Origin of the sequence: Anaeroglomus insulsum (genome assembly GCF_050689095.1) — a bacterium.
Taxonomy (GTDB): domain Bacteria; phylum Planctomycetota; class Phycisphaerae; order Sedimentisphaerales; family Anaerohalosphaeraceae; genus Anaeroglomus; species Anaeroglomus insulsum.
This window is the reverse complement of the sequence record NZ_JBOGCL010000004.1, coordinates 143,471-157,035: the sequence shown is the minus strand read 5'-3', so window position 1 is coordinate 157,035 and position 13,565 is coordinate 143,471. Positions and strand designations below refer to the sequence as shown.

The window sequence follows — 13,565 nt, the reverse complement described above, 5'->3', positions numbered from 1 at the left end:
CCATTACTTTGCCTTTACCGTCTCCTGCTGTTTGTGTTTTTTCTCGGCACGATAACGCAAATAACTCTCGATAAAATCTTCGATCTCACCGTCGAGCACCGCATCCACCTGGCCGGTTTGATAGTCGGTTCGATGGTCCTTGATGAGTTGATAGGGCTGCAGGACATAACTGCGAATCTGGTTTCCCCAGGCTATCTGGCCTTTATTGCTGTAGAGTTTGGCCAGCTCCGCATCCCGCTTTTGCTGCTCAATCATGTACAGCTTGCCTTTAAGCATTTTCATGGCTTCCGCGCGGTTTTTATGCTGACTGCGGTCATTTTGGCACTGCACGACAATGCCCGTCGGCAGGTGCGTCAGCCGAATCGCCGAACTGGTCTTGTTGACATGCTGACCTCCCGCACCGCTGGCCCGATAGGTATCCACCCGAAGATCTTCATCCTTGATTTCGATTTCGATATCATCCTCATACTCAGGAATGACATCGACCGCCGCAAAACTGGTATGCCGCCGAGCATTGGCATCGAACGGACTGATTCGCACCAGTCGATGAACACCCGCCTCACAGGATAACTTGCCAAATGCAAACGGACCCGCCACACGCAGTGTAATCGAGCGAATCCCGGCTTCTTCCCCTTCGGTAATATCCATTTCCTCATAGGTATAACCATGCCGCTCAAAATAGCGAGTGTACATCCGCAGCAACATGCTCGCCCAGTCACAGCTTTCAGTCCCGCCCGCACCGGCATGAATACTGAAAAAACAGCTGCGCATATCATCGGGGCCATTGAGCATTCCTGAGATTTCGATCTTTTCGCACTCCTGATCAAGCGTTTTCAGGTCTTTTTCGACTGCCGCAAGCATTTCGACATCCTCTTCCTCGGATGCAAGCTCAAACAGGTCAGAAATATCCTGAATACTTCGTTCAGCAGCTAACACCGGCTCTATAACAGACTTAAGTGAGCTAATTTGAGTTACAACCGATTTGGCCGTATCCGGATTGTCCCAAAAGCCCGGCTGAGCCATTTTCTGGTCGCACGCCTGACGTTGTGCTATTTTGGCGGGTATGTCAAAGCCAGTCCCGAATGTGGTTTATCCGGGCCGACAGGGTTTCGATCCATTGACGCAGTTCTGATTTTTCCATAGTTCCAAACGATTTAAATCTCTTTCATACCATATACTATGCAATTTTATACCCCGACACAGTCAGGTTTGCAAGACTTTTGCAGAATACTGCAGCCACATCCTCTTTCCAGAGCCAAAATTAGACAAAGACAAAAAAAGATGGAACCTGCAACAGCAGATTCCATCTTAATGTCCTCAATGCAGTCTGAACGCGATTTCGGGCACGATTCAGACTATCCATATCATTTATTTACTCTACAATTTCAACCTCGCAAATCCCCATATCGATATATTGCCCGCCGCCGGTCTGATGGCAATGAATGGCAACCACATTCTTGCCCGGTTTGAGCAGGGCTAATGTTGCGGCCGGAATCTCGATATAATCATACGAGGAGGTATAGCCACTGAGCTTGAAGGCTAATTGACCATTGATATACACCTGGGCATCTTCGTCGTGATGAATCTTCAGATGTGGATTCTTCATCGCCCCCTGCGGCAGTTCGAACTCACGCCAAATCCAGATATCCGGAGTTCTCCATTCAGTGCGCACAACCGCACTGGGAGTCCCCCGGGTACCGAAACCGGCCGGGCCGCTCTTCCAGGTGTCCGGGCGGAAATCTTTGGCCGTCCAGTTGTCAGCGGGTTTCTCAAAGGTATAGAACCATTCGAAAGCCTGCTTTTCCGACGTCGGAACAATCTCCGTCACTTTCGGAGGCTTGGGAAGTGCCGCCCACGAATCCGTCAGAGTCTGAGCCTTGTTCACCCATTTCTTCCACAATGCCGCATCATCCATCATCTTGATGAAAACGCCGCCCACCACCGGTCGGGCCGTAAAGCCGACCTTTTTGGCATTGTGTGTCCAATACCAGTCGGTCATCGGCGACCGGTCGGGTGTATCATTCAAAAACAGATAGATCGGATCCGTCAGGGCTATAAAATCTTCACGATTGCCCGCCATGGTCGCCGTCCAGACAATCCAGTCCAGCTTGGTATAATTGCTGCGGTTGTCCAGCGGCAAACCGTATTTCTTCTGAACGGTCTTGTAATACTCTATTTCCTTTTTGACCACCGATGGCGGGAAAATCTTCATATCCAGCAGACGGTCCCAGACAATATTATATTTCTGGCTCCAGGTACCGGCCTTATCAAATGCAAGACGATAATGATCGCCGTCATCGGCCATTTCCATCCACTGCTGTGCAAATTGGCGGGCCATCGTCATATATTTACTCGCTTGGTCTTTATGTCCAAGCATGTCGGCCATCTTGCCGTAAGCGGCAAGCCCCAGAATCGCTTTGGCTGACAGATTGACATTGTGCGCCAAATGTCCGGCAAAGTCATCCGTACAAAGCTGATTTTCCGGATCCAGACCCTTGCTTTCCAGATACTGGGCCCACTTGGTCAGCACCGGCCAGTATTTGGCTGCAAAATCAGCATTGCCTTCGGCCTGGCAGGTTGCCGCAACCAGCAGCAGCATATTGCCGCTTTCTTCCACAGGCATCTGGTTCTCTTCGCCGGTTTCGCCGCCGCCATACACCTGCCCGGTTGCAAACGGATAGGTACCCAAATCATGCGGAGCAAACGGGAATTTCCAGCGGTCCGACATCGCATAATCCAGAATCGGAATAAACGCGCCTTTGGCCAGCGTCGGATTCAGCAGCAGAAACTGCGGTGCCATCGGATAGAACACATCGACAGTCGCAATACAGCCATTACTGTGATTTTCCTTGGGGAATACCAGCGGCATTCCATTTTTGTCAGCGGCAATTTTATTGGCACCAACACACTGACGATACGCCAGCGCGGCTACCAAAGCATATTTCGGGCCGCCGGCAGCCGTCAGATCACGCATCAATTCCTTATCAAACGCCTCACAACGGCGACTCAGAGAAGACAATTCCTTATGCGTCGTCTGCAGCAGATCCGCAATCGTAGCCCCGTTTCGCTTCCAGAACGGACGCAGCTTCTGTCCAAAGTACACAATGCTGTAAATATCATCATACGCCACATACGCTGTAAACTCACCGGCATTGCTGACCTTCATCGGTAAAGATACCATCGCCATCACCGGCGCCTGATCCACACTGACGGCCGATGTCGCAGCAGCAGGCAATTCCAACCCCTGACAAAAGGCCTGACGTCCCTGTTTGGCATCGGTAATCACGGCCTGTTTGATGCCGCTCTGGTCGCCGGCGATATAGAAATAACCCCAGTCGATCCGCACGTCATCCCCCTTGCGACCCAGAACACGCTGTTCGGTCGTGCCGGTACGCAGCACCGAAAGCGGCCCCATCTGCTCGGCAAAAAACTCCACCTGCTGCGAAGGCTCATTGACGGCCAATTCTGCCGTTCCTTCAAAATACACTTGCACATCATGCGTAGCACCGTTCAATGACTTGAACGCCCACACGATTGCCACGACAGGACTGCTCATCCAGGTAATGTCATCCGGCAGAGCAGGCTGAATAAACATCAGCTCGACTGACACATTGTCCTGATTAAAGCTGTAAATTGTCCGAGTTGGCAAGACCTGAACATCAATCTGCCGCATCGCAGGAACATCAGCCGGCTCATCCCCCATCAAACGATAGGTTTTGCCGTCAATCCGAGCCATACTGGTCAACGCCTGACGTTTGCCCGTCCAGTGACAAGTCGATGTATCAGTCAGCTTGTCCGCCGGCGACCAGACGCTGAAGTATGGATCACACGAAATCAGAGGATATGCCGGATAACGTGACACAGACGTTTGCGTTTGAGCGACGCACACACCTGCAGCAAGCAGCAGCATTAACAAAACCAAAATCCGTAGATTTCCTGTCATAATTTATTCCTTTCTCATTTTAACTTGCCGCCTATTTCTTTCTCTCCACAAGGCCCAATCCCGGCGACTTACCCCTCGACCTTGCGACAAAAACCCATTACCATAGTAACAACAAAAAAGGCAAGCTCTTAACTTGCCTTTTAATAATTTCTCTTTTTTCGTTTATTTTAATGATCTACCGGCTCGCCCAGCATGCCCTTCAATTCATCGAGTTTATCCTTGAGCAAGTCGGCATTCTTGGCTTCCACATTCAAACGCAGCAGCGGTTCAGTATTGCTGGGACGGACATTAAACCACCAGTCCTTAAACTGCACTGTCACGCCATCCAGATCATCAACCTGACCCTGGCTGTATTTGCGAGCCAGTTCCTTCATCATCGCGTCTTTATTATCCACATGGAAATTCACTTCACCACTGCTGTAGTACCGTTTGAGCGGAGCAATCATCTCGCTGAGCGGCTTGCCGCTCTGGCTGATGATATTAAGCATGTGTACCAGCGTGATCATGCCCGAATCGGCAAAGTAATTGTCGCGATAATAAAAATGACCGCTCAGTTCGCCCCCAAAGCAGGCATGGCTGTCACGCAGCGTCTTTTTCATAAACGCATGCCCCACTCGTTCACGGCGCGGTGTGCCGCCGTTTTTGAGAATTTCTTCCTGTACCACCAGGCTGCTCCGCAAATCATACACTACCGCAGAACCCGGATTCTTCTTGAGAAAATACGGCACCATCAGCGCCGTCATAATATCACAGGGAATCGTATTGCCTTTTTCATCAATCAGCATCAGGCGGTCTGCATCGCCGTCAAAACAGGCACCGAAATCAGCCCCCTTGGATTTGACCAGAGCTTTGGCCTCGGCCTGATTAGCCTCCACCAGCGGATTGGGGTCATGTTTGAAAATACCATTATGTTCGAAATTAAGGGGAATAATCTCAATCGGCAAATCTCCGAAAATGGCCGGCACCATCTTGCCCGCCATGCCGTTACTGGCATCGATCACCATCTTGAGTTTCCTCAGACCCGGCTCAATAAATTTCAGCACATGCTTTTTATATTCCGGCGTCAAGTCGCAATGCTCTACCGAGCCGGTGGGTTTGCCCAGCGTATGCAGCAGCGCGGTGGCAATATGCTTGATATCCTTCAGGCCAGTATCGGCGCCGATGGGTTTGGCCTGCTGGCCAGCGATCTTAAACCCATTGTAGCGGGCAGCGTTATGGCTGGCGGTAATCTGGACCCCGCCGCAGGTCCCGAGATGATTGATTGCAAAATACATTTGCGGCGTATCAATCACACCAATATCAATCACATTCGCCCCGGCCGCATTCATCCCTTCGATCAAGGCATTCCGCAGTGACAGGCTATGTGTCCGCATATCACGCCCAACACACAGGCTCTGGGCATTGGCCATCCCCCGGTCATACCCCCGCAGCAGCGACCGCAGAAACTGGGCCGTCGCGTGACCAATTTTCCATGCCGCCTGTTCATCAAGCTGGTCCGGATACGTTCCTCGAATGTCATACGCTTTGAAGATTGAAGGGTCCATGGTCCCGCTCCATAACTTAGGTTTCTATATTCTCTTAATCCTGAATAAGCTGTTTTGTTGCTGTTTTATTTTTTAAGCCGGAGTCCCCACTTCACGGCAACGCTGTCCATCAGCATTGGAACGCTCGTTTTGGGACTCTGTTTTCAGACGCGCATCATAAACCCATATGCCCTTGTTGTCAACAAAACAACCCTCGAGTTTTTGTTCTCAACGGCACAATACTTGAACCAGAAGACACCAGTTTTCGGCAAAGTCTCCCTCTATTCACGACCTCAAAAATCCGATAAGGATGCCGCTGATTACACTCTATCTGGGCTGAGCCATTAGGTAAATAACATAGACCGCCAGCAGAACCAGCCCCTGCCACCGCTGGAGAATATGACGCTGGCCAATCAGCAAAAATATCAACAGCAGCACAACAGCCAGCACGCCAACATACAGGCTCAATCTCAAATCGCCCGGCACGGGAATCTGCCTTATCACCGAAGTGACACCCAGAATCAGGAACACGTTGAAAATATTGGAACCAACCACATTGCCGATGGCAATATCAGCTTTTTTCTTATACGCCGCCACCACCGATGTGGCCAGCTCCGGCAGGCTCGTTCCCACCGCCACCAGCGTGACAGCGACAAAGCTTTCGCTCAATCCCATCGCCGTGGCCACCTGCACGGCCCCCAGCACCACCAGCTTGCCGCCGGCAATTAAAAACCCAAGACCCGCCGCAACCAGCAACAGCGACTTTCCCGCCGAATGAATGATATGCTCACTCTGCTGGGCAACCTCAGGCAAGTCTTTGGCCATCCCGGCAATATAGGCCAGAAAGATGGCAAACAACGCCAGCAGACCAAAACCATCCGTCCGGGAGAGGATATTCTGCGATGCCCCATCCAGCCATCGGTCGCTGGCCATCACTAGCAGCAGCCCCCCTGCCAGAAAACTAAATGGGATTTCTTTCCAGGTAGTGTTCTTCTGTACCCCAAGCGGACAAAACAAGGAGGCCATCCCCAGAATAAGTAAAATATTACAGATGTTGCTGCCGGTCACATTGCCAAACGCCACAGCAGGCTGCCCTTGAACCGCCGCAAACAAACTGACCGTCAGTTCCGGCAGGCTGGTCCCAAACGCCACCACGGTCAGCCCGATCGCCAGGTCCGACACACCCAGCCGGCGTGCCAGGCTGCACGCCCCATCCACCAGCCAGTCTGCCCCTTTGACCACAAAGACCAATCCAATCGCAAATAGGATAATACCCAGCATAGGTTGTTATCTCGTTTTCAAAATCTTCTGTTTTATTAATTCGGAATAACGCATTCTATCCCAACCACCAAAAAAAGCAACGAAAACCAAAAAGGATTGAATCCACTTTACCCCTCCGGTATAATTTGCATAATTAGGATTGTTTATCCGAAAGGTGGAGCCATGGATCATTCAACCGTACATTTCGAAATTCAACGGGATGCTATCCAAAAATATTTCTACTGGTCGGCCTGTGTTGCTGCTTTGTTTCTTGGATTATGTTTGTTCGGCTTCGGGATTATTCTGGGTATTCTCTACTGTTTTACGGTCGGCCCCTGGCTGGCACGCAAACAGGCCCAGGCCCTGCAGTATCGCCTCGAAGGCAGCACCCTGCATATCGAACAGGGTGTCATTTTCCTGAAGCGAAAGGCAATCCCCCTCGAACGCATTACGGACCTGGTATTGACTCAGGGCCCCCTGCTGCGGATGCTGGGTCTGTGGAGACTCGATATCCAGACCGCCGGCACCGGTCAGCAGATGGCCGAAGGATATCTCTACGGCCTGATCAATCCCGACCAGACGCGGGCGATGCTGCTGGAACGCCGACATTCAAGCTCCCCATAAAAAAAGGCTCCGATGCAAATATCGGAGCCTTGAAAATCATTCGAAACGTCGCGATTACCGGCTGGTGTTTTCCCACAAAATCATCCCTGATTCATACGGTTCGGCAAGATCCGGATGGTTGGGGACGATTCGCAGACTGAAACCCTGCTGCCCTGACACGCGGCATGGCAGTTCGCCGACGAATGTCGCCACGCCATCGGGATTCAGGGAATTCTCGACGTACTTCATATCCGTGATATGCCCACCTTCTATCCTGCCGGACGAATCCACCTGACCATGATAAATCTGCACCGAAATATCGGTCGGTTTGAGCCGACCCAGGCGAACCTGGGACAAAATCTTCAGTTCACCACCAACCATCAGTTCCGGCTTATGGCCATTCCAGCTTGTAAATGATTCGTCCTTGTTGGTTTGAACCTGTACATCGACAAACTGCAAATCACTCCAGGCATTGCGTGTCGCAGATTTCCATTGCGACAGGGCCTTGACCCGTTCCATGGCATTGTCCGTCAGTTCATCCCACTTGACCGCAGAAGGATTATAGAACCTGCGGGTATATTCCGCCACCATGCGGCTGGTATTAAACCGTGGAGCGCACCATTTAATCGTGTTTTTCATACGGCGAATCCAGCGACGCGGCAGACGATCCTTGGATCGCGAGTAGAACAGCGGAACAACTTCCTGTTCCAGCATATTATAAATCGCCTGCGATTCCACCTGGTCCTGATAACTCAGATCGTCATATTCCTCACCGGCCCCAATAATCCAGCCGCCATCAGGAATATACCCCTCGCACCACCAGCCGTCCAGCGTACTCATATTCAGCACGCCGTTGATTGCCGCCTTCATCCCGCTGGTACCGCTGGCTTCCATCGGACGCCGCGGGTTATTCAGCCAGACATCCACCCCCTGAACCATATAGCGGGCAATATCCATATCATAGTCTTCCAGGAAAATCAGCTTGCGCCGAATCTGCGGATTCTCACTGGCAAAGTGCACAATCTGCCGGATAATGTCCTTGCCCGCGGTATCACGAGGATGCGCCTTGCCGGCAAAGATAAACTGAACCGGCTGCTCGGTATTGCTCAGCAGCTTCAGCAGCCGATGCGGCTCCCGAAGCAGCAGGTTGCCTCGCTTATAGGTCGCAAACCGACGGGCAAAGCCAATCGTCAGGGCTTCTGGATCCAGCACTTCTTCTGCCCAGCCCAGCTCTGTATGGAATGCACCACGCCGCTGCAGCTGGCGTTTGAGTCGGGCCCGCGCAAATCCCACCAGCCGTTCTTTGCAGCGCTGGTGAATACGCCATAATTCTTCATCCGGAATCTGGTCCACATTGTGCCAAATGGATTTATCCACAATCTCATCCGACCAGCGGGCCCCCAGATAACGCTCATACAGGGAATTGACTTCCCCGCTGAGCCACGTGCGGGCATGCACACCGTTGGTAATCGAAGTAATCGGAACCTGGTCCACCGGCAGCTCCGGCCACAACCCCGCCCAAATCTTGCGGGAGACTTCACCATGGAGCTGGCTGACACCATTACGGAAGGTGCTCATGCGAATGGCCAGCACCGGCATCTTGAAGCTTTCATGGTGATCTTGCGGCTTGACACGGCCCAGGGCCAGGAATTGATCGCGGTGAATCCCAAGCTTGCTGAAATAATGACCAAAATATTTATCCATCAGTTCCACTGGAAATTCGTCGTTGCCTGCGGCCACCGGCGTATGAACCGTGAAAATATTGCTGGCTCGCGTGACTTCTACCGCTTCGTCAAAACTCATATTATGCAGGCTGCGCATCTTGCGGACACGCTCCAGAGCCATAAACGCAGCATGCCCTTCGTTCATATGGCACACTGTCGGTTCCAGCCCCATCGCATACAGTGCCTTCAGGCCCCCGATACCCAGGATTATTTCCTGGCAGATCCGCATTTCATTGTCGCCGCCATACAGCGTCTGCGTGATGGTCCGATCGGCGGGACTATTGGCCGGGACATTGCTGTCCAGCAAATACAAGGCGACACGCCCAATCGAGGCCTTCCAGATATTGCAGACCACCGTCCGGGCCGGAAACTGCACACTGATCGTCAGCGGATGACCGCTGGGCTTGGTGACCTGCTCCAGCGGCATATTATAAAAATCATTGTCCAGATAATGTTCCTGCTGCCAGCCGTCGGTATTGAGATATTGACGGAAATACCCCTTCTGATACAAAAGACCAACCCCCACCAGCGGAACACCCAGGTCCGAAGCACTCTTGAGGTGATCCCCCGCCAGCATCCCAAGGCCGCCCGAATATATCGGCAGTGATTCGTGAATGCCAAATTCAGCACTGAAATAGGCAATCAGCGGTTTCTGGGTCTTGCCGGAATAAATCTTGTCATACCAGGACGGGGCGTTCAGCGTTTCATCAAGCTGCTTTTTGGCCTGCTGGAGCTGATACAGGAAACCCTCATTACGGGCTAAATCCTCCAGCCGGGCTTGCGACACCATCCCCAGCATCTTGACCGGGTTATGGGCACACTGCTTCCACAAATCATAATCGATACGACGAAATATATCTGTAATCTCATAATGCCAGGACCAATACAGATTCGAGGCAATGACTTTTAAATCTTTCAGTGGCTCCGGCAGTGAAGGCTTTACAGTAAAAGTTCGAACCGTTTGCATTACGAAAACCCTTTACGCATAATGCTCTATATACAGGGACAATCTACAACGACAATCCCATCTACGAAACATCATCGGTACTATAACGGTGAATCTTAAGACTAAATTTGCATTCTATTTACAAATCGTAAATAATCAATGTTTTATAGGACGAAAACACAGACTTTGTTCATGAACTGAGACCTAACTCACGATATGGAAGACACGGGTGTGTTTTATCTGCTTTGTGAAACATGGCATTTCTGCCTATAATACATAGATAATTGAGCTTATCTGCCGGTTCCCATTGGCTCAAATCCGACGCCGGTACTCCCATAGGGACCGCTATTGCTACTGCTGCCATACTCCAGCTCAACGGTTTGCGGACTGGTCAAGTCTTGAATCGGATAAATCTTATTATAGGGCCTTTTTTGCAGGATTTCCGCACTGCCCAACGTCAAAACCCCTCCTTCAACCACCAAAACAGGTTTGGGACCATTGCCAGCCGCGGAACGCAGAATCAGCTCCAGGGCGTACCCAAAAGGAATCACGGTCATCCCGCCTATTCCAACAGGGGTATCCTGATGAATATAGGTATTGATTTCCAAATCCCTCCATAAAACCACCAACGGCAGGCGAGGCTCGATACTCCGGCATAAAATATCGAGTGCTTCCGAGAATGTCGTCTGATCGGTAATCGCTCGCAAATCCACCGGTTTTTGGAACAACTCACCGACTTTGATAGTCTGTTTTTGCCCTGTTGGGGATAGGGGCTTAGAACTTGAAGAAGGAATTGAGCGGGTTTGACGATACGGCAGGTCTCTAAAAGCCGAAGTATCCGCCAATGGAATCGTCGGTTTTACCCCCCATCCGCGATCCGTCATCAATTTCGACAATAACACCTCTTCAATCCGAATATCTGCCGTCAATCGAAAACCATATCCATAATGGATTCTTTCCAGGCGGACGGATTTTGCCGAATCGAAGGTATTTTTCAAAAAGTGCATCATCGCGTCCTGGACATTCGGGTCGGAAGGTCTTTCTATCCCGCGAATTTGAACACGCAGGCGGACATTCCCCAAAACAGGATCGTCAACAGTCTTACAGAGAATGGAATCGGGCCCAAGAACCTCGATCCCAGAGGTCACAGTGAGACTCTCCGGCAGTCCCGCCCCCGGAACAACGCCCCCGCCGCTAACAACACAGTAAAGTAAGATAAATAGCTTATGCATAATCTCTCTATCCTGATGCTATTATCTTTTACGCCGAAGAACAAGTCAAGATAGATTCAAAATCCGGCGGATTGCTTAAAAAACATACTTTTTTACCATTTATGTGTTTGTATACCTTTTGTATCTTGTAATAACACCGTTAGAATGCCGTTTTTTTCTTCTTGCCTGAATACCATTCTTTATGTAGAATTCGGCATTTTCCAGAATTCTGTCAAAACGAAATTATTCTAATTAGGGAGGTTTTGAACAGTGACAAATGTAAGCGATATCCGCAATATCGTGCTTTTGGGACATGGCGGCTCGGGAAAGACAAGTCTGGCTGAATCAATGCTTCATAAGTGCGGCGTCATCAACCGTTTAGGCAGCATTACCGACAAGAATACCGTCAGCGATTTTGACGACGAAGAAAAAGCCAGAGGGCATTCCATTCATTCCGCTTTGATGTATCTGACGCACGCCGGCAAACTGGTCAACATTATCGACACGCCAGGCTACCCCGACTTCATCGGCGCAGCCCTTCAGTCCATCCCGGCCGCGGAAATCGCTGCCATTGTCATTAACGGCGCATCAGGCATTGAAATCAACACCCGCAAACTGTTCGCCGCGGCCACCGCAGCCAATCGGGCTCGGATGATCATCATCAATAAAATGGATGCCGAAAATGCCGATCTGGGCGAATTAGTTGCACAGATTCAGGAGAGCTTCGGTCCCCAGTGCCGCTGTGTCAACTTGCCCGGTGCGGACAAACAGAGCATCATCGACTGCCTGACCAACACCCAGGGTGAAAGCCCCATTATGGATGCTGCCTCAGCCAATTTGGAATTGATCGAACGCGTTGTCGAAGCTGATGACACCCTGATGGAAGCCTATCTCAGCGGAGAAACCATCTCCCCTGACAAGATCAAGGGTTGCTTTGTCAAGGCCATGATTGCCGGCACTGTCGTTCCGATTCTATTTACCGATGCCCGCAAAGAAATCGGCGTCACGGAACTATTAAACTTCATCACCAGCTATGCTCCTTCTCCTGCCGATGGCCCCTTTGCGTCGTTGAAAAAGCCCGACGGCACCACCGAAATTATCAAGCCTGATGCGGCCGCTCCGCTGGCCGGTATTGTTATCCGCCTCGGGTTTGATTCACGCTCCGGCATGAAATATTCTTCGATCCGTATCTTCAGCGGTTCACTGAATGCTGCAACGCACCTGATGGTCAATGATGCCAAAAAACCGCTCCGCGTCGGCCATCCGCTTCGCATGCAGGGCAATGAAGGCAAGGAAATCGAAGTCGCGACCGCGGGTGAAATGGTCACGCTGGCCAAACTGGATGAACTCCGACTCGGCGACTTCATTCACGACGGCAAATTCGAAGGCAAAATTGAAATGCCGCCTATGCCCAAACCGATGTTCTCTCTGGCCCTGGAACCGGCCAGCCGGAACGACGAAAGCAAACTTGGAAGTGCCCTCGAAAAGCTCGCCGAAGAAGATGCCTGCTTCAAAGTGACCCGCGACCCCCAGACCAAAGAACTGGTAATCAACGGCCTGGGCGATTTGCATCTGCGGGTGATGCTGGCCAAAATGGAGCATCGTTACAAAGTCAGCGTCAATACCAAACCCCCGAAAATTCCCTATCGCGAAACGATCACCGGCAAAGCCGACGGGCACTATCGCCACAAAAAGCAGTCTGGCGGTGCCGGGCAGTTTGGCGAAGTCTATCTCCGCGTGGAACCGGCCGAGCGCAACTCGGATCCATCCCTGGTTTTCAGTTGGGATATCTTCGGCGGCGCCATACCCGGCCAATACGAACCGGCGATTCTCAAAGGCATCAACGACGTTATGGAATGCGGCGTGGTCGCAGGCTTTCCGATGCAGGATATCAAAGTCTCCATTTATGACGGCAAATATCACCCCGTCGATTCCAAAGAAGTTGCCTTCCGTATCGCCGGAAAGAACGCCTTCATCGACGCCCTGCAGAAAGCCAAACCCTCCCTGCTGGAGCCGGTAGTGAATATGGAAATCACCGTGCCGGCAGAAAATATGGGGGATATTACCGGCGACATGGCCTCCCGCCGCGGACGTGTTACCGGCCAGGAAATGCTGCCAGGCAATATGGTCGTCATCAAAGCCCAGGCCCCGCTGTCAGAAGTCTCCCAGTACAACAGCCAGCTTAAAAGCGTTACCGGCGGCCAGGGCAGCTACTCCATGGAACTGAGCCATTACGAACCGACTCCGCCGAATATTCAACAGCAAGTCGTTGCTCAGTATGCCAAAAACCGCCAGCAGGTGTCCGAAGAATAACCCTGTCGCCACTCAAGTCAGTCTTCAAAGCCCGGTTCGTTG

8 protein-coding genes are annotated in these 13,565 nt (G+C 51.4%); 2 read left to right on the top strand and 6 right to left on the bottom strand.

Annotation, left to right across the window (positions count from 1 at the left end; genetic code table 11):
* Positions 1-3 precede the first annotated feature (3 nt).
* From prfB to ACQ9LF_RS05415, 4 genes are all read right to left on the bottom strand, one after another.
* A protein-coding gene (gene prfB / locus ACQ9LF_RS05430; RefSeq protein WP_462488361.1) for a peptide chain release factor 2 occupies positions 4-1,141 on the bottom strand; the annotation gives its coding sequence in 2 pieces (ribosomal slippage) (positions 4-1,080 and positions 1,082-1,141; 1,137 coding nt in all).
* A gap of 231 nt (positions 1,142-1,372) precedes the next feature.
* Entirely contained in the window at positions 1,373-3,943 is a 2,571-nt protein-coding gene (locus tag ACQ9LF_RS05425; protein ID WP_462488360.1) for a glutaminase domain-containing protein, read from the bottom strand.
* A 167-nt stretch (positions 3,944-4,110) separates the two neighbouring features.
* Positions 4,111-5,487 carry a phosphomannomutase/phosphoglucomutase gene (locus tag ACQ9LF_RS05420; RefSeq protein WP_462488359.1) on the bottom strand — a complete coding sequence of 459 codons (1,377 nt, stop codon included), beginning with the start codon at positions 5,485-5,487 and terminating at the stop codon, positions 4,111-4,113.
* A 306-nt stretch (positions 5,488-5,793) separates the two neighbouring features.
* A complete protein-coding gene (locus tag ACQ9LF_RS05415; protein WP_462488358.1) occupies positions 5,794-6,747 on the bottom strand; it encodes a calcium/sodium antiporter in 954 nt (317 codons plus the stop codon).
* A 162-nt stretch (positions 6,748-6,909) separates the two neighbouring features.
* On the opposite strand from ACQ9LF_RS05415, the gene ACQ9LF_RS05410 reads away from it, so the two are divergent.
* Complete coding sequence (locus ACQ9LF_RS05410) at positions 6,910-7,350, top strand: PH domain-containing protein (RefSeq protein WP_462488357.1); 441 nt, start codon at positions 6,910-6,912, stop codon at positions 7,348-7,350.
* Positions 7,351-7,404: 54 nt separating this feature from the next.
* Here the strand turns inward: ACQ9LF_RS05410 and glgP are convergent, their stop codons facing one another.
* Both glgP and ACQ9LF_RS05400 read right to left on the bottom strand, forming a co-directional pair.
* A complete protein-coding gene (gene glgP, locus ACQ9LF_RS05405) occupies positions 7,405-10,020 on the bottom strand; it encodes an alpha-glucan family phosphorylase (RefSeq protein WP_462488356.1) in 2,616 nt (871 codons plus the stop codon).
* A gap of 269 nt (positions 10,021-10,289) precedes the next feature.
* A complete protein-coding gene (locus tag ACQ9LF_RS05400; protein ID WP_462488355.1) occupies positions 10,290-11,231 on the bottom strand; it encodes a hypothetical protein in 942 nt (313 codons plus the stop codon).
* 249 nt (positions 11,232-11,480) lie between these two features.
* On the opposite strand from ACQ9LF_RS05400, the gene fusA reads away from it, so the two are divergent.
* Positions 11,481-13,523, top strand: coding sequence for an elongation factor G (gene fusA / locus ACQ9LF_RS05395; RefSeq protein WP_462488354.1), 2,043 nt, complete (start codon positions 11,481-11,483; stop codon positions 13,521-13,523).
* Positions 13,524-13,565: the final 42 nt, after the last annotated feature.